The sequence below is a fragment of the Algoriphagus aquaeductus genome, from assembly GCF_003253485.1.
Taxonomy (GTDB): Bacteria; Bacteroidota; Bacteroidia; order Cytophagales; family Cyclobacteriaceae; genus Algoriphagus; species Algoriphagus aquaeductus.
This window is the reverse complement of the sequence record NZ_QKTX01000002.1, coordinates 1-17,546: the sequence shown is the minus strand read 5'-3', so window position 1 is coordinate 17,546 and position 17,546 is coordinate 1. Positions and strand designations below refer to the sequence as shown.

14 protein-coding genes are annotated in these 17,546 nt (G+C 42.8%); 6 read left to right on the top strand and 8 right to left on the bottom strand.

Going from position 1 to position 17,546, the window contains the following annotated elements; all coding sequences use genetic code 11:
• Positions 1-313: 313 nt before the first annotated feature.
• The 3 genes from gldE to mutY form a co-directional block, all read right to left on the bottom strand.
• The gene (gene gldE / locus CLV31_RS02400) at positions 314-1,663 is read right to left on the bottom strand and encodes a gliding motility-associated protein GldE (RefSeq protein WP_111391290.1); all 1,350 of its coding nucleotides are present in this window, start codon (positions 1,661-1,663) and stop codon (positions 314-316) included.
• A 72-nt stretch (positions 1,664-1,735) separates the two neighbouring features.
• Positions 1,736-2,203, bottom strand: a complete 468-nt coding sequence (locus CLV31_RS02395) for a single-stranded DNA-binding protein (protein ID WP_111391289.1) — start codon at positions 2,201-2,203, stop codon at positions 1,736-1,738.
• Between the two features lie 45 nt (positions 2,204-2,248).
• Positions 2,249-3,298, bottom strand: a complete 1,050-nt coding sequence (gene mutY / locus CLV31_RS02390) for an A/G-specific adenine glycosylase (protein WP_111391288.1) — start codon at positions 3,296-3,298, stop codon at positions 2,249-2,251.
• Positions 3,299-3,443: 145 nt separating this feature from the next.
• On the opposite strand from mutY, the gene CLV31_RS02385 reads away from it, so the two are divergent.
• The 3 genes from CLV31_RS02385 to CLV31_RS02375 all read left to right on the top strand — a co-directional run bounded on the left by CLV31_RS02385 (position 3,444) and on the right by CLV31_RS02375 (position 6,355).
• Entirely contained in the window at positions 3,444-3,752 is a 309-nt protein-coding gene (locus CLV31_RS02385) for an HU family DNA-binding protein (protein WP_111391287.1), read from the top strand.
• Positions 3,753-3,770: 18 nt separating this feature from the next.
• Positions 3,771-4,601 carry a tetratricopeptide repeat protein gene (locus CLV31_RS02380; protein WP_111391286.1) on the top strand — a complete coding sequence of 277 codons (831 nt, stop codon included), beginning with the start codon at positions 3,771-3,773 and terminating at the stop codon, positions 4,599-4,601.
• Between the two features lie 182 nt (positions 4,602-4,783).
• A complete protein-coding gene (locus CLV31_RS02375; protein WP_111391285.1) occupies positions 4,784-6,355 on the top strand; it encodes an Rne/Rng family ribonuclease in 1,572 nt (523 codons plus the stop codon).
• 12 nt (positions 6,356-6,367) lie between these two features.
• Here the strand turns inward: CLV31_RS02375 and CLV31_RS02370 are convergent, their stop codons facing one another.
• The 3 genes from CLV31_RS02370 to CLV31_RS02360 are packed head-to-tail and all read right to left on the bottom strand — an operon-like array spanning position 6,368 to position 8,369.
• Complete coding sequence (locus tag CLV31_RS02370; RefSeq protein WP_111391284.1) at positions 6,368-7,471, bottom strand: DUF4221 family protein; 1,104 nt, start codon at positions 7,469-7,471, stop codon at positions 6,368-6,370.
• Between the two features lie 57 nt (positions 7,472-7,528).
• On the bottom strand, positions 7,529-7,984 hold the full coding sequence (locus CLV31_RS02365) for a hypothetical protein (protein ID WP_111391283.1): 456 nt from the start codon (positions 7,982-7,984) through the stop codon (positions 7,529-7,531).
• Positions 7,985-8,024: 40 nt separating this feature from the next.
• Positions 8,025-8,369 (bottom strand): DUF3127 domain-containing protein, encoded by a 345-nt coding sequence (locus CLV31_RS02360; RefSeq protein ID WP_111391282.1) that lies wholly within the window; start codon positions 8,367-8,369, stop codon positions 8,025-8,027.
• A gap of 343 nt (positions 8,370-8,712) precedes the next feature.
• On the opposite strand from CLV31_RS02360, the gene CLV31_RS02350 reads away from it, so the two are divergent.
• Both CLV31_RS02350 and CLV31_RS02345 read left to right on the top strand, forming a co-directional pair.
• The gene (locus tag CLV31_RS02350; RefSeq protein ID WP_111391280.1) at positions 8,713-9,315 is read left to right on the top strand and encodes an RNA polymerase sigma factor; all 603 of its coding nucleotides are present in this window, start codon (positions 8,713-8,715) and stop codon (positions 9,313-9,315) included.
• Entirely contained in the window at positions 9,290-9,523 is a 234-nt protein-coding gene (locus tag CLV31_RS02345; protein WP_111391279.1) for a hypothetical protein, read from the top strand. Before CLV31_RS02350 ends, CLV31_RS02345 begins: the two co-directional genes overlap by 26 nt.
• A 41-nt stretch (positions 9,524-9,564) precedes the next feature.
• On the opposite strand, the gene CLV31_RS02340 is transcribed toward CLV31_RS02345, so the two are convergent.
• Positions 9,565-10,428: an alpha/beta hydrolase gene (locus tag CLV31_RS02340; protein WP_111391278.1), complete on the bottom strand. Its 864-nt coding sequence runs from the start codon at positions 10,426-10,428 to the stop codon at positions 9,565-9,567.
• Position 10,429: 1 nt separating this feature from the next.
• On the bottom strand, positions 10,430-11,857 hold the full coding sequence (locus tag CLV31_RS02335; RefSeq protein WP_111391277.1) for an aldehyde dehydrogenase family protein: 1,428 nt from the start codon (positions 11,855-11,857) through the stop codon (positions 10,430-10,432).
• Positions 11,858-12,326: 469 nt separating this feature from the next.
• On the opposite strand from CLV31_RS02335, the gene CLV31_RS02325 reads away from it, so the two are divergent.
• Positions 12,327-17,546 (top strand): Ig-like domain-containing protein (locus tag CLV31_RS02325; RefSeq protein WP_146250855.1); only part of this gene is annotated, 5,220 nt, incomplete at its 3' end.

Genomic DNA, 17,546 nt, shown 5'->3' with positions numbered 1-17,546 from the left:
GCTCTTTTAATGCAGTATTATCTATAAAAATGAGGTATGCTGATTTTTTTTCAATTTTAAAATCTGATTTCATTTTAAAGCTACCAAGTGAAAAAGTTTAATGTTTTTCAAAATTTGGGTAAAATTTTATCCGATTTTTCATAAAAATTTGTAAAAATCTCAGAAACTGGTTTTTGAAAAAAAAATTGAAAAAACCTGAAATTTTTTATTTCTCCATAATTGATAGGAAAAGTTTTGGAGATATGCTTTTTAACAAAAAGCAAAATTAAATTTTGAATATTAGGATAGTGTCAGAATATTATAAATTAAAAGATTAATCAGTAAATGGAGTGGTACTGTCTTTTTCGCCAGATTTCAGGTGTACTTTCACCTTTTTGATTTTTCGGGCATCCACTGCCAATACCGTGAATTCAAAATCTTCAAAAGTAATTTTTGTGCCGTTTTTTGGAAGTTTTGAGTTGAGTTCGAGCAACAAACCGCCCAATGATTCGCTTTCTCCTTTTACCTCTTCAAACACTTGAGGATCTAATTCAAGCTTTTTGCAAAAATCATTAAGGGACACTTTTCCTTCAAATATAAACGTATCCGTATCGATCTCCTGGAAAAAAATCGTCTCCGTATCATCAAACTCGTCATTGATTTCCCCGATGATTTCTTCGATCAGATCTTCCAAAGTCACCAATCCGGAGGTACCACCGTATTCATCTACCACGATGGCCATGTGGACTCTCATTTTTTGAAAGTCTTTGAGCAGGCTGTCTACTTTTTTGTTTTCAGGGACAAAAAAACTTTTCCTGATCAGGGTTCTCCAGTCAAAGTTTTCGTCTTTGTCCAGGTGAGGAAGTAGGTCTTTGATGTATAATATGCCGATGATGTTGTCGATGGTCTCCTCGAAAACAGGGATTCTGGAGTAGCCGCTTTTATTGATCCTGTCCATCAATTGATGGAAATCGATCTCTGCATCCACTGCGGTAATTTCCATCCGGCTCCTCATTACCTGTCTGACACTCAAAGTCCCGAAGTTCACAATCCCTTTGAGAATTTCCTTTTCTTCCTCGGGAGTGTCTTCGGTGGTTAATTCGAGGGCATGATGCAATTCATCTACTGAAAGGGAATACCCTTTTTGTTGTATTCGTTTTTCAATGATATCACTGAAAGCCATGAGAAAGGCTGAAAATGGCCTCAAAACAGAGTTGAAGAAGACCAAGTAAGGCGCCATGTTTACTGAGAATTGGATTTTTGCCTGATTGGCATACACCTTTGGGACGATTTCCCCAAAGAAAACAATAGCGAATGTCACCCCCACGGTTTGAATTAAAATCACAATGGCGCTTGTGGTATTCATCCCGAAAAATGACCAAGTGACAAAAGTGGTCAATGTGACAATGGCAATATTGATCAGGTTGTTTAGGATGAGGATGGTGCTGAGCAGTCTTTTGGGTGAGCTGAGGAGATTGGAGATGGCCGCTCCTTTTTCGGGATGTTCCTCATTTATGGAATTAATGTCCTCATTTGTCAATGAAAAAAAGGCAACTTCTGAGCCGGAGACCAAGGCCGAGCCCACCAACAAAAGTATAAGAGCCAGTCCATTATAAAGGAAATAACTGAAAGAAAGCTCTTGAATCTGTGCAATCAGTAAATAACTCGGGTAAGGATCGTCCATGTAGGAAAGAAAATAATGGTACAAATTTAACAAATCCCCTTTCCGAATGGATAAGGGGATTTGAGCTTGAGGTTAAAATGGTAAATCATCATCTGCGTCGTCCATCGATATGTCCGGTGCCCCGCCTGTATTCATCGCTGTTGCCTGCTTAGCAGGTGTAGAAGTGGAGGCAGTTGGAGCCGTTGATCCGGGTCCGCCCATTCCTTCAGGTTTTCCGCCGACCATGGTAAAACTGATCACCCGTATTTTTGTCCGTTTTCTGTTTTGACCTTGGTCATCTTGCCAGGTATCGGATTTGATTTTCCCTTCGACGTAGATTTGGGAGCCTTTTTTGAGGTATTGTTCGGCTATTTTGGCCTGCGGTCCCCATAGCTCAAGATCATGCCATTCGGTTTGATCTACTCTGTTGCCATTCCTGTCCTTGTAAGATTCTGTGGTAGCCAGTCTTAGATTGGCGACGACATTATCTCCTTCCAGATACTTCACTTCTGGGTCTGCTCCGAGGTTACCCAGTAATATCACTTTATTTACTCCTGCCATAATATGTTGTTTTTTGGGTTAAAAAATTAGAAAGACTGAAATTACTCAAATCCCGTGATCGTTCAAAAAGTTCACAATCAATTTAGGCTTGGCCAAGTATTCCATCTCTTTTTCTGAAACCAGCAAATAGCCCTCCTCTTCGCACCATTGAGCAAGATGAGGATGTTGTTCACTGGGGATGATTATTTCAGAAAATCCAGCATCAAGCTTTTGATGAGACAAGATGTGCCTGTATCTTTTGGGGAAAGGTTGGAGTTTGTAGGACGTGTCAAATGGAAAATTTTCCTGTTCTAAAAGAGGAAAATCATGCAAACCCGTCCAGATATCACCTGAGCCTCTTTTTTTCCAAACCCAATGTTCTCCGCATTTGATGACGGCATATTCCAGTTTTCTGTCTTTTACTTTGGTTTTATTGATTTTCACGGGAAGCTGACTGACTAATCCATTTTTTTTGGCAAAACAGCTCCCTTGAAAAGGGCATTGAGTGCAATCTGGATTTTTTGGCACACAAAGTCTCGCACCGAAATCCATCATGGCTTGGTTAAACTCCCCGGGGTTTTCTTTTGGGATCAGTCGATTGGCCAAGATTTCAAATTCCTTTTTGGCTTTGCCCGTGGCAATGTCTGTTTCAATGCCAAAATATCGTGACAGGACCCGAAAGACATTGCCGTCCACGACGGCTTTTACTTCACCAAATGCAAAGCTTGCTATAGCTGCGGCCGTATAGCTGCCTACACCCTTTAATCGAAGGAGTGTCTCATAGGTGGAGGGGAACTTTCCTTCAAATTCATCCCAGATATATTTGGCGCAGGAGTGGAGGTTTCTGGCTCGGCTGTAATATCCCAAACCTTGCCAAAGTCTTAATACTTCGGATTCTGAAGCATGTGCCAAATCTTTTATGGTAGGATAGTTTTGGACAAAAGCATAATAATAGGGTAATCCTTGTGCTACCCGGGTTTGTTGGAGAATGATTTCAGAAAGCCAAATTTTGTAAGGATCTGAAGTTTCTCTCCAAGGTAATTCTCTGGGATTTTCCCGATACCAAGAGATAATAAGGTTTGAAAAGGCTTGATTGTCAGTGTTTTTACTATTCATGAATTGGAATTATTTCATTTACAAACCAAGGGAATTTTTTCGAATATGTTTTTTAATTGCATTGGTTCTCTTACATTTGCAGTCCCAAAAACACTTGGTTAATAGGTTGTTAAGCTTATTTCGTAATTTCTAAATTAAAATCACTGTGACAAAAGCAGAAGTAATCACCAAGATTTCCGACAAAACCGGAATCCAGAAGGATGATGTGACACAAGCCATCGAGGCGTTCTTTAAGGTAGTAAAAGACTCTATGGCAGAGGGCGATAATATCTACGTTAGAGGATTTGGAAGCTTCATCAATAAGAAGAGAGCCAAAAAGATTGCCCGTAACATCTCCAAGAATACGGCTATCGTGATCGACGAGCACTACATCCCCGCTTTCAAGCCATCCAAGGTATTTGTAGAAAAGATCAAAAACAGCAAAAAAATCAAACAATTGGCTCCTCAGGATTAATCCTGAGCAGACATTAGTATGAAAAAATCACAGCTCATTCTCGTAGCAGTAGGAATAATCGCCATCGTTGTGTTATTCTCTTTACCCAAAGTGGTGGTAGATAATGATGCGACATCGGCAAAAATTGAGGATTCCGGAGAGCCATCTGATACTCCTTCGGACATCATCTCCCAATCGCATGAGAATGAGCTGTCTTCTCAAAATAGAACTCAAGCCGATCAGCTGATCAGGAACTTCTTGAATGCTCCGACCAAGGAGGAAAAAGTCACTGCAGCTCAGATTTTGGCCGGGATTTACAAGGAAGAGGGTTTGTTCGACAGTGCTGCCTATTATTGGGAACAGGCTGCTGTAATCCTTCCCGACAATATGTTTTTGGCTGAAGAGGCCGGGAAAGCAAGTTACGAGGCTTTTTCCTTTGCTTTGGACAAAAATAAGGTGGAGGCACTTGCCGAAAAAACCAGAAATTATCTCAACAAAGTTTTGGAAAAAGATCCAAAACGCTTGGATTTAAAAACCAAGGTGGCGATGACCTTTGTATCTTCAGCCAATCCTATGCAGGGAATTACCATGCTTCGCGAAGTGCTCGAGGAAGATCCCCAAAATGAGGATGGCTTGTTTAACATGGGGGTGCTTTCCATGCAATCTGGCCAATATAAGAGAGCCGCAGATCGTTTTGAGGAACTGGTCAAGTATCATCCTCAGAATATCCAAGGGCAATTTTATTTAGCTGTCAGCTACTTTGAGGCCAACGAAAAAAACAAAGCGAAAGCACAGTTTGAGGAAGTAAAGAAATTGACTCAGGATCCAATGATTTTGAGCAGTGTGCAGAGCTACCTCGACAGACTATAAATTATTCTAAACACTTTAAATTCAAAAGACTATGCCTTGCGGTAAGAAAAGAAAAAGACATAAGATCGCGACTCACAAGCGTAAGAAAAGACTGAGAAAAAACAGACATAAGAAGAAGTAATCCACTTCTTCTTTTCCTGTTTTTACACAATACGTTCATTTACATACTATAAGACGAAAAATTGAGTACGGAATTGTTAATCGATTCTGCTCAAAATGGAAGTCGAATTGCCTTACTGCAGGAAAAGCAGCTGGTTGAACTTCATTCCGAAGGAATGGACAATCAGTTTAAGGTGGGTGATATTTATTTGGGCACGGTCCGCAAGATCGTCAATGGACTCAATGCTGCGTTCATTGACGTTGGGTATGAGAAAGACGCCTTTCTTCACTACCAGGACCTTGGCCCCAATATCAATAGTCTGTTGAAGTTTACCAAAATGGTTCGCAACAACAACTACACCAACTACATGCTGAAAGGTTTCGAGAATGAACCTGAAATAGATAAAGTCGGTAAAATCGACAAAACTCTAGCCAAGACCAATCAGGTGTTGGTTCAGGTTGTCAAAGAACCCATTTCCACCAAAGGCCCTCGACTATCCTGTGAGCTCTCTCTACCCGGACGCTATCTGGTGCTAGTTCCTTTTTCGGATACAGTCAACGTATCCAAAAAGATCCGAAGCAGCGAAGAGCGTAAAAGGCTACTCAGACTCATCAATTCAATCAAACCTGCCAATTTCGGAGTAATCATCCGAACTGTGGCCGAAGGACAGTCCGTGACGGAACTTGATAAAGACCTTCGAAATCTTCTCACCAACTGGGAAGAGGGGATGAAAAAATTGCTGAAAGCCAAAAGTCGGGACAAAATCATCGGAGAGATGAGCATGGCTTCCTCATTGGTGAGAGACCTGCTCAATGAATCATTCGACGCAATCACCGTAGAAGAAGAGTCAACTTACGATCAGATCCGTTCCTACATCAGGTCTATAGCACCTGAAAAAGAAAAAATTGTCAAGCTTTACAACGGTAAAGCCAAGCTATTTGAAAGTTTTGGAATTGAAAAGCAAATCAAAAGCTTGTTTGGACAGACCGTCAGCCTACCTCAGGGTGGCTACGTCATCATCGAACACACCGAAGCCCTGCATGTCATCGACGTCAACAGTGGCAACAAGTCCAATCAAGAAAGTGACCAGGAATCCACAGCACTAAAAACCAATCTGGTCGCTGCTAAAGAAATTGCCAGACAGCTCCGCCTCCGAGATATGGGAGGAATCATTGTGGTCGATTTTATCGACATGAAAAAGGCCGAAAACAAAAAGGTCATCTATGACGCAATGATGCAGGAGATGAAGTCTGACAGATCCAAGCATACCGTCTTGCCTCTGAGTAAATTTGGACTCATGCAAATCACCCGGCAGCGTGTTCGCCCTGAGGTCAATATCGTGACCAAAGAAACCTGCCCCGCTTGTAACGGTACCGGCAAAATCCAAGCCTCCATTTTGGTGGCGGATAAGCTGGAGCACGATCTGGAGCATATTGCTACCATCCAAAACGTGGACAAAATCCACATCGGGCTGCATCCCTATCTGCACGCATACTTCACCACTGGCCTGATTAGCCGAAGAGTGAAGTGGTTTTTCAAGTACTTCAAATGGATACGACTGATCAAAGATTCTTCCCTACCCGTGACGGAATACAGATTCCTTGATGAATCTGGAGAAGAAATCGAACTACAAGTAAAAAGCGAGACTGAGTAAGTCTCGCTTTTTTTATGGATTGATTTTGGAAAAATCGATTCGTGCAAAGGCTACCTCGTCCTCTGTTCTTGTGTAGCCGATATTCAAATAATAGCCCTTTGGAGTACTAAATCCTCCGAGTTGGTCAGGCAAGATGACTTCCGCTACTTTTTGATAATTTTCATCCAAAACCAGTAGTTTGATCATTGGAGACTTGCCTTCTTCTTTGGTCAAATTATTATTTGGGATGACAATGCTTTGACGTATCGTTTTTTTACTCATAGGATCATAGCAAACCCAAGTATGTCGACTGCTGGTATGGTTGGGTAAAAAGGCTATAAACTCGCCTCTTTCTTCGGTGGTCCCTCTGAGGAAATTCATCCTCTCCTTCGGTGCTGCTGAAATCCATTTTTCTGAATTTTCAGAAATGACCAAAATGGAATCCGTTGCCGGGAAGGAAATCAGAATCTCGTTTTTATCTGGATTATAAAAATGACTGTATTGCCCAAAAACCGAATCATCTAAAAATCCTGAATAATACTTGGGGTACTTAAACTCCACATATTCATGAGTGGAATTGGTGGGGTCAAATTTTATCAGCCAGTTTTCATAAGTCAGCAAACTTTCCTTTAGCAGGTAAGGAACATCACTGACCAAGTACCGATTTCCAATTTTTGAAATCGGATTGGTGGGGAAGCTGGTATAATTGGAGGCAAGTCGGTCTGCACCCGCTTCGGGAAGTGCAAGTCTGGAAAGAACTTTTGCATTCTTGGTAGCGGTGGTCCAGTTGCCATTGGATAAAAAGTGAATCAGGCTATCTTCCAGATAATGACCTGAAACAAAAGACCCAATTCCATCAGGGCCTTCGACCTCAAAAGGCACTTTACTGATCAATTTCCCTTCAGGATAGGAATAGGTCAGTAGCTTGTGGCTTTGGAAAACAGACAAATACTCTTTCCCATCCTGTTCAAAAAATGTAAAATTGGAACCGAGATTTCTGGTCTGTGAATCTTTTTCCAGATACAAAGTGTCGACGATCAAATCTGAAAGATTCAAGATCAGTACTTCCTGAGAATTCTTGGAAGGGCTGCAGGAAACAATAAAAACAAGCAAAAAGAAGTAGGCTGGAATTCTCATACCATATGATTATTTCCTAAACCTAGTAAAAAACCCTATTTAGTCAATCTATTTTGTCTAAATAAACAACCCCCAGCCGTCGTCGTATTTTTCAGCCGAGTCAAAGCCTTTTACCCAATCCACAAAAAGTAACCGAAATTCATCAATTGCCTCCCTGAGTAATTGGAGATGCTCTTCGGCATGGGTTTCTTCCATCGCCAATTGAAAAGTCATGGAGTGAAGATGGCGGGCATGGACCTTCATGATTGTGGCGTTTTCCATCTTTAGGATGTAGCTGTCTACACCCTCCGCTCCAGCAAATTTGGCACTCATGACCGAGGCATCCTCCATCATCATTCCTCCATAGAGTTCTTTGCGGGCTTCATCCAGACTGCCTACCAAGGCATGAGTGAGGGAGACGATTTCCATCGCTTTTTTCATTAAAGGGTGAGAATAAATTTGATCCCGCATGGATTTGGGGTCAAATTCATTCTCATCATCCCAGTCCGGTTCTTGGTCAAAATCGTCCCACATAGAAAAACTCAGATTAAAAAAGAGGTTTGGTTTTTAAAGATTAGAAAGGAAGCTTATCCTCTTCACTTTCGGAGTAAAAGGTGTCGACTTCAGGCATCACCGGCGCGCCGGCACCACCCTGAGACCGGTCCACTTTGTATGCTTTCACTTCCGTATACCAGCGGCCGTTGTATTCTCTGCTTTCCACATCAATACCGAGTGTCACCTGTTCGCCTACTTTCAATCCGAATTGATCAATTTTGTCTCCCCAAATGGACACACATACTTTTTTGGGATATTGACCGCCCGTTTCTATAATGTATTCCTGTTTTCTCCAGGAGTTGCCGCTTTTTGAACTTCCGCTTACTTCTGGAAGCTGATTGATTACTTTTCCGCTTAAATCCATTCTTCTGATTATTTCAATGTATAGTTACGAAGGTAATCATTGGGATTTATTTTTGAGGGATTTTAGACTGGTCATCCATCAGGTTTTTGGCCCTTTTTTTGGATTGACTCACAGGTCATACAAAAGGAAAGGCTTTGTCATCTGGATTTCCAGTTGCTTATTGAATCGTAACGAGGTTTTGCAAAATTTCATTTCGAATTTTAATAAGGTCTTGACATTTCAGAAAAAATCGAGTTAGATTAGAAGTCTTCAACATCTAATACCGAATCCTAATTCCTATTTCTTTTCACCTCTAATAAATACTATGGCCTAGACTTCTACGTTTTTCATAAACCAACTTAAGATGAGTAAGCGATTGGGTCCTGAGGACGGAGAGTTAATAGCTCAGTATAGAAATGGCAGTGAGGCTGCCTTTGATCTTTTGGTAGATCGGTATCAAAGTAAAGTGTACACCACCATATTTCTGATCGTGAAGGATCAGGAAATTGCTGAGGATCTCCTTCAGGACGTGTTTGTCAAAGTGATTCAGACCCTGAATTCTGACAAATACAATGAGGAAGGCAAATTTCAGCCCTGGTTGATGAGGATTGCGCATAATCTGGCAATTGATCATTTCAGAAAAGCGAAAAGGTATCCCACCATTGTATTGGAGGATGGATCCAATTTGCTCAACTCGATGAAGTTTGCCGAGGATTCCATTGAGGATATCCGGGTGAAGGAAGAGACACTGGAAATGGTAAAAAGACTGATTGAAGAATTGCCTGATACTCAAAAAGAAGTCTTGATCATGAGGCATTACCTGGAAATGAGTTTTCAGGAAATTGCCGATCAGACTGGTGTAAGTATCAATACCGCCTTGGGCAGGATGCGCTACGCGCTGATCCATCTGAGGAAAAAAATGAAACAATTAAATGTTGCCTATGATAAAATCTTTTACCCCAAATGACTTGGCTAGATATATCTACCAAGAAATGCCGGAGGTAGAACAAGAACTCTTGATGCAAGCCTTGCACAGCGATGACGCTCTGATGCAAGAATATGTGGAAATGCTGAGCACGGTGGAGTTTTTGGAGCAGGTCAAACTGCAGCCTTCCGAAAAAGTAGTGAAAGCCATCAAAGAATTGGCCCATTCTACGGGACTTCATCAAGTCTAAAGAAACCCGGTAATCCCGCCCATTTGAGCGGGATTTTTTTTTCAGAAATCTCCAAAGAATGTGTTGGCCTGTATCAGAAGAGCGGCGTTGGTTTCGGCTGTGAAGCCATGACCCTGATTGGGGACCCGGACAAACTCATGTTTGATTTGGGCATTTTTTAATGCTGTTTCAAGCCGTTCACTTTGAGTCATAGGCACCACTTGGTCTGTTTCTCCATGGAAAAAGATGGTAGGAGGATCATCTGAGCTTGCAAAATTTACCGGGCTGGCGTTTTGATAGATCAAAGGAACCGTCTGAGGTGTACCACCCATAATTTCGGTCAATCCCAAGGTGGTCAGATTGTTGAACCCAAATAAGCTGGTCAAGTCAGTTGGGGGGAAAAACGCGATGACACCTTTTATGTCATCTTCCCTGTTTTTGTATCCATGCAGTAAAGCCAAATGTGCCCCGGCACTCGCGCCGCTTAGTAGGATGCCTTCAGACACATCCCATTCGGCTAGTTTACTCCTTATATATAGGAGTGCCGCTTTGATGTCCTCTTCCTGTGCAGGAAATCTGTTTTGTCGGCTCGCAAAATCATATAACCTGTAATTGATGGTGATCATGGCAAATCCCGGAAAAGCCTGCTCAACCAAAGGCTTGACCTGTAAAAACTCACTTTTGTCCCCATCAATCCAGGCACCTCCGTGTATGTAAATCAATACGCGGGTTTTTTCGGCAGATCTGCCAGCCGGTAAGAAAACATCCATTTTTTGTCGGGGGTCAATTCCATAGGACGCATTCGATATCTCAAGCGCCGGAAGTTGATCAAGTTCGTTTTCTTGATTTAAGGAACAGCCATAGAGGAATAGAATGGAAAATAAAAAGACAAAAAATGATTTCGGAAAAAGGGACTGAATCTTCATTTTAAAACCATTTGATCAATGAGGAGATGATTTGTTTGGCTTTGATGCCATAGGGAGGTCTTAGCAAAGTCACATTATTATATCCAACCCGCTGTTTAAGTATTCCTTTTTCATTGCTAAAAGCCAGAAAACCCTCATGCCCATGGGCTTTTCCGATCCCGCTGTTGTTTACGCCCCCAAAGGGAAGTTCGTTGTGCAGGAAGTGAAGGACACAATCATTGATGACCAAATTGCCGGATGAAGTCTCTCGGATCACTTGATCCATGGGTTTGGAGTTGGTGCCGAAAAAATAAAGGGCTAATGGTTTGGGTTTCGAATTAATCAGAAGGATGGCTTCACTCAGCTCCCTAAAGGTAATTATGGGCAATATGGGTCCGAAAATTTCCTCTTGGAAAAGAATCATGTCTTCCCTGATTCCGGAGACCAAAGTTGGTTCGAGGTAATTGGTGGATGCATTGTAGTTTCCACCAAATTCGATTTTCCCACCTTTTTCCAAGGCGTCATCCAAATAGTTCCTCAGTCTTTCAAAATGCTTTTGGTTGATGATCCGGGCATAGTCGGGACTAAGTTCTATCCCCTTGAATTTAGGGTCATAATAGGTTTGGAGCTGGACCTTTGCCCTCATGACAAACTCTTCCTTCAAATCTTCTTGGATCAGAATATAATCCGGAGCAATGCAGGTTTGCCCGCAATTGACAAATTTGCCCCACATGATTTTCTGAACTGCGTCTTCGAGGTTGGCTGATTGATCAATGATTGCAGGAGATTTTCCACCAAGTTCCAACGTAACCGAACTCAGGTGCTCCGCTGCCGCTTTCATGACGATTTTTCCCACTGCAGGACTGCCGGTAAAGAATATATGGTCAAAAGGTAAAGCCAGCAACTCCGTGGCCACAGAGGTTTCTCCAAGGAATACCGCTACCTCCTCTTCCTCAAATATTTCCCGAATCATTCTTACTATTAGTTTAGAGGTATTTGGAGAGTATTCAGATGGCTTGATGATCGCCGTACAGCCGGCGGCAAGGGCTGAAACCAATGGACCTACCGTCAGATTGAACGGGAAATTCCAGGGTGAAATAATCAGGGAGCGTCCTTTGGGTTCTGCTTTAATAAAACCTGTTGTGCCGATCATGGGAAGCGGAGTAGCCACTTTTTTAGGCTTCATCCAGGACTTTAGATTTTTTATGGCATGGTTTATTTCTGAAGTGACCGGAAAAACTTCACTTAAATCGACCTCTGGAGCAGGTTTTGAAAAGTCTATCCATAAGGCAGACTGAATGTCCTTTTGGTGATTTTTGATCCAATCTCTAAGTTTTTTCAGTCGGAGGATCCTTTCTTCTGCAGCGGATTTTCGCCAAGAAATGGAGGTTTTCAATTGCTTTTCAAAAAGATCTGATGGTGATAGTGGCAGTGTATGTTGAGAATTCATTTTAATCAGACTGACTTTATTTATGAGTGGATGAAGAAAGGTACTCAATATCAAGGTCTATTTCTAAACGATTTCAATTCAGGAAAAACCGGTGTGAGCATGATTTTTTGGGATTCTAGATTCCATTCTGAGAATTTTTCTTCCATTTCAAAGACAAATTCCGGGCTTTTGTTTAAAAAAACAGGAATTTCTATCCACAAAAACGATTTTTAAAATCTCTAAAAAGCTTTTCGTAATAAAAAAAATGCATTACAAATAAAATTTTTCCATCAAATACTTGGATATGAAAAACAAATAAGTGTATTTTTATAGCAAAATAAGTATTGTGAGTTGGTCTCTGGTTTTTGATTTCTATAAGAAGGTGAGAGTCAGGGGGATTGTTGGGGATCATTGCTTTAAATGACACCCTTGAATTTGTTCCAGAAAAAATCAAGTGAATACGAATCCTGAAATTTTAAATTCTACAAATATGGACTACTTATCCAAAATTGAGAAGTCTCTTCAACCTCCGAAAGTGGGAGGCCAAGGGGGAGACAGATGGTGGTCAACATCCGGGCTAAACCGATGGCTGGTACTTATGTTGATATTCTTTTTTGTTCAAGGAGCAGTAAGGGCACAGGATGGCAAAACTATAGTTTCGCAAGCCTCTTCTTTCAATTTAGTCAATGATCCAAAATGTCCTCAAAACAACATTTCTGTAGACTCTGTTCAATTTAGAAACATTAATGGACAACCCTTTGACCCTGTTTTTCTGGCAGACAATTATCAGCTGGGGGATTTGGTACCCGGATCTATTTGGGTTCGTATTCAGAGGTCAGGTGGAGCTCAAGGATATAATCCTCATGTTCAATATGATGTTTTTCAGGATGGGGTTTTCACAGAAAATATTGCCACCTGTGTTCGGGTTATTGACACGAGTACTCCTTCTCAAACTATTAATTTTGAAGGTGGTACTTTTTACAGAGTCGCTGAATTTCAGTGGGAGTATGGCAAGGAATTCGAGATTCGAAATTTTTTTATGACTTGGCAGACTGGTAGAGCTCCTACAACTGAAACTGCATGTCCAACGAGCCAAGGTGGTGGAGCACAATGTTTCTTCAAAAGAGATGGATTTTTAGTAAGAACTCCTTTAGTGGCTCGATTTGAATATGAGGCTAATTGCGTTGACTATCAGGTTAAATTTTTCGATAACTCCACAGGAGGTGACCCAGGGGATTATTCTTGGAAATGGTTTGTTGATTTGGCAAACAATGGAAGCTTTTCTCAGTTTTCTACTGCCCAAAACCCAACATATACATTTCCTGGACCGGGAACTTATCAAGTAAAACTTGATGTGACAAGCGAAGGTATTACTCAATCCGCAATCCAGTCTCTAATACTTTCACAGTTTTTGCAGCTTTCCACTTCCAAAGTGGATGATGATTGTTCAGATGCCAATACCGGGTCGATCGACCTTACTGTAAATGGAGGTGTAGGTCCCTACAATTATGCGTGGACCAAGACTGGTGATGCAGGTTATTCTTTTAATGGGCAAGATCCATCAGGATTGTCCGCCGGAACTTATACGGTTTTGGTCACTGATTCAAGGCAGTGTACCTCTACTACCTCTGTTACGATTGTAAAACCAACTCAATCTCCTGCACCTAACGGCCAAAATTTTGTCTATTGTGAAGGTGATGGAGACCAAGCACTTTCTGTCAGCCCCGCCATGGGATATACCCTCAAGTGGTATGATTCAGACATGAATCCATTAGGTGGAGCTCCTACGGTTTCTACCGCAGCTGCGGGTTCTTTCACTTATTATATTTCTCAGTTTAAGGATGGGGAATGTGAAAGTGCCAAAGCCCCAATTAATGTGACCATCAATGCAGCACCCGCAGCTCCGACCAATCCTTTGGATATCACTATCTGTGAAGGAGATCAGGAAAGCATTTCTGCTGAAGTGACGGTGCCTCAAGGATTCACCATCGTGTGGTATACCACCATGGATGGAAATGAAACCACAGACAACCCAACACTGAGCACAGTAGGTTCTGTTACCTATTACGCCGCATCTAAGAATCCGACAACCGGTTGTGAGAGCCTGACCAGAACTCCGGTTACGCTGACCATCAATGCAGCACCTGCAGCTCCGACCAATCCTTTGGATATCACTATCTGTGAAGGAGATCAGGAAAGCATTTCGGCTGAAGTGACGGTGCCTCAAGGATTCACCATCGTGTGGTATACCACCATGGATGGAAATGAAACCACAGACAACCCAACACTGAGCACAGTAGGTTCTGTTACCTATTACGCAGCATCTAAGAATCCGACAACCGGTTGTGAGAGCCTGACCAGAACTCCGGTTACGCTGACCATCCATGCAGCACCCGCAGCTCCGACCAATCCTTTGGATATCACTATCTGTGAAGGAGATCAGGAAAGCATTTCTGCTTCCGTGACGGTGCCCCAAGGATTCACCATCGTGTGGTATACGACCTTGGATGGAAATGGAACCACAGACAGTCCAACACTGAGCACAGTAGGTTCTGTTACCTATTACGCCGCATCTAAGAATCCGACAACGGGTTGTGAGAGCCTGACCAGAACTCCGGTTACACTGACCATCAATGCAGCACCCGCAGCTCCAACCAATCCTTTGGATATCACTATCTGTGAAGGAGATCAGGAAAGCATTTCTGCTTCCGTGACGGTGCCCCAAGGATTCACCATCGTGTGGTATACGACCATGGATGGAAATGGAACCACAGACAGCCCAACACTGAGCACAGTAGGTTCTGTTACCTATTACGCAGCATCTAAGAATCCGACCACCGGTTGTGAGAGCCTGACCAGAACTCCGGTTACACTGACCATCAATGCAGCACCTGCAGCTCCAACCAATCCTTTGGATATCACTATCTGTGAAGGAGATCAGGAAAGCATTTCTGCTTCCGTGACGGTGCCCCAAGGATTCACCATCGTGTGGTATACCACCATGGATGGAAATGAAACCACAGACAGCCCAACACTGAGCACAGTAGGTTCTGTTACCTATTACGCAGCATCTAAGAATCCGACCACCGGTTGTGAGAGCCTGACCAGAACTCCGGTTACACTGACCATCAATGCAGCACCTGCAGCTCCGACCAATCCTTTGGATATCACTATCTGTGAAGGAGATCAGGAAAGCATTTCTGCTTCAGTGATGGTGCCTCAAGGATTCACCATCGTGTGGTATACTACCATGGATGGAAATGGAACCACAGACAGCCCAACACTAAGCACAGTAGGTTCTGTTACCTATTACGCCGCATCTAAGAATCCGACAACCGGTTGTGAGAGCTTGACCAGAACTCCGGTTACGCTGACTATTCAGGCTGCACCGGCTGCACCTGAAAGCTCAGGAAGTATAGTAGAATGTGAAGAAGATCCTATTCAAACACTTCTTGCAGAAGCAACTGTGCCAAGTGGTTTTACATTGGTGTGGTATAATGCACCTACCGGAGGAGAGGTTGTAGAAAATCCAATTTTGAATACTGTCGGTTCTGTTACTTACTATGCCGAGTCTGTTAATGACGAAACAGGATGTAAGAGCCTATCGAGGACTGCATTTACACTGACTATCCTAGATGCTCCAGCTGCTCCAAAAAGCGATGGTGATATAATTATTTGTGAAGGTGATGAAGAGAAGATTACAGCTTCAGCTACTGGCCCTGGTACAATCGTATGGTATGATCTGCCGGTTGGCGGAAACCTAGTTGAAGACCCAAGTTTAAGCACGGTAGGAACTGTTACATACTATGCACAATCTATTGGTTCTTCTTGTTCAAGTCTTGAAAGAACTCCCGTAACACTAACCATTAATGCAGCACCTTCTGCCCCAACAAATCCTTTGAATGTAACCATCTGTGAAGGTGATCAGGAAACTATACTGGCAAGTGTGGATGAGCTTCAAGGCTTCACCATTACTTGGTATGATGCAGCAATAGGAGGAAATGTTGTTGAAAGTCCATCTTGGAGTGAAGTAGGCTCAATTACATACTATGCTGAGTCAGTAAATGACGAAACCGGCTGTAAGAGCTTGACCAGAACTCCGGTTACGCTGACTATCAATTCAGCGCCTTCTGCCCCAACAAATCCTTTGAATGTAACCATCTGTGAAGGTGATCAGGAAACTATACTGGCAAGTGTGGATGAGCTTCAAGGCTTCACCATTACTTGGTATGATGCAGCAATAGGAGGAAATGTTTTTGAAAGTCCATCTTGGAGTGAAGTAGGCTCAATTACATACTATGCTGAGTCAGTAAATGACGAAACTGGCTGTAAGAGCTTGACCAGAACTCCGGTTACGCTGACTATCAATGCAGCACCTGCTGCTCCAACAAATCCTTTGAATGTAACTATCTGTGAAGGTGATCAGGAAACCATACAGGCAAGTGTGGAGGTACCTCAAGGCTTCACCATTACTTGGTATGATGCAGCTATTGGAGGAAATGTCGTTGAAAGTCCTTCATGGAGTGAAGTAGGCTCAATAACTTACTATGCTGAGTCAGTAAATGACGAAACCGGCTGTAAGAGCTTGACCAGAACTCCGGTTACGCTGACTATCAATGCAGCGCCTTCTGCCCCAACAAATCCTTTGAATGTAACCATCTGTGAAGGTGATCAGGAAACTATACTGGCAAGTGTGGATGAGCTTCAAGGCTTCACCATTACTTGGTATGATGCAGCAATAGGAGGAAATATCGTAGAAAGTCCATCATGGAGTCAAGTGGGCTCAATTACATACTATGCTGAGTCAGTAAATGACGAAACTGGCTGTAAGAGCTTGACCAGAACTCCAGTTACACTTACTATCCTGGGGGCTCCGGTTGCGCCGATCAGTGAAGGCGATAAAGTAGAATGTCAGGTAAGCCCACTTCAGACTTTAACCGCAGAAGCAAATGTTCCACAAGGATTTAGCATTGTTTGGTATAATGCAGCTATTGGTGGTAGCGTGGTGGCAAGCCCTACCCTAAACACTGTGGGTTCAGTAACCTACTATGCACAAGCGGTTAACAATGAGACTGGCTGCGAAAGTCTAGATAGAACAGCCGTGACTTTGACCATTTTGGCGGCACCAGTTGCTCCGGTAAGTCAAGGCAATCAGATTGTCTGTGAATCTGTTGAACCTCAGAATCTGGTACCGTCTGCCTTGGTTCCTGATGGATTCAGTGTCGTCTGGTACACTGCGGCTACAGGAGGAAGTGTAGTAGCAAATCCTTCCCTAAGTACGGTAGGAACTGTTACCTACTATGCACAAGCAGTCAACAATCAAACTGGATGTGCAAGTTTGACTAGAACTCCAGTATCCTTGACAATCGTTCAAGGTCCGACTGCTCCAGTGAGTGATGGCGACAAAGTAGAATGTGCGACCTTCCCGGTTCAGACACTAACCGCAACTGCTTCCGCACCGGGTACCTTAGTATGGTATAATGCACCTATCGGTGGTGATGTGGTCACCAACCCAATCTTAAACACTGTTGGTACGGTCACTTATTATGCCCAGACAGTTGACGGAAGCTGTGCAAGCCTTGTTAGAACTCCTGTTACTTTGACTATCCTTCCGGCGCCATCATCTCCGGTGAGTGGTGGAGATCAGGTATCGTGTTCGAGTTCGGAGTTGAGCAGTCTGACTGCCACGGCGAGTGTTCCTTCGGGCTTC

Coding starts and splice junctions, on each gene's coding strand:
- CLV31_RS02350 (WP_111391280.1), top strand. CDS start 8,713: ATGAGTAAGCGATTGGGTCCTGAGGACGGAGAGTTAATAGCTCAGTAT.
- CLV31_RS02370 (WP_111391284.1), bottom strand. CDS start 7,471: ATGAGAATTCCAGCCTACTTCTTTTTGCTTGTTTTTATTGTTTCCTGC.
- CLV31_RS02340 (WP_111391278.1), bottom strand. CDS start 10,428: ATGAAGATTCAGTCCCTTTTTCCGAAATCATTTTTTGTCTTTTTATTT.
- gldE (WP_111391290.1), bottom strand. CDS start 1,663: ATGGACGATCCTTACCCGAGTTATTTACTGATTGCACAGATTCAAGAG.
- CLV31_RS02360 (WP_111391282.1), bottom strand. CDS start 8,369: ATGGATTTAAGCGGAAAAGTAATCAATCAGCTTCCAGAAGTAAGCGGA.
- mutY (WP_111391288.1), bottom strand. CDS start 3,298: ATGAATAGTAAAAACACTGACAATCAAGCCTTTTCAAACCTTATTATC.
- CLV31_RS02380 (WP_111391286.1), top strand. CDS start 3,771: ATGAAAAAATCACAGCTCATTCTCGTAGCAGTAGGAATAATCGCCATC.
- CLV31_RS02365 (WP_111391283.1), bottom strand. CDS start 7,984: ATGTGGGACGATTTTGACCAAGAACCGGACTGGGATGATGAGAATGAA.
- CLV31_RS02395 (WP_111391289.1), bottom strand. CDS start 2,203: ATGGCAGGAGTAAATAAAGTGATATTACTGGGTAACCTCGGAGCAGAC.
- CLV31_RS02335 (WP_111391277.1), bottom strand. CDS start 11,857: ATGAATTCTCAACATACACTGCCACTATCACCATCAGATCTTTTTGAA.
- CLV31_RS02345 (WP_111391279.1), top strand. CDS start 9,290: ATGATAAAATCTTTTACCCCAAATGACTTGGCTAGATATATCTACCAA.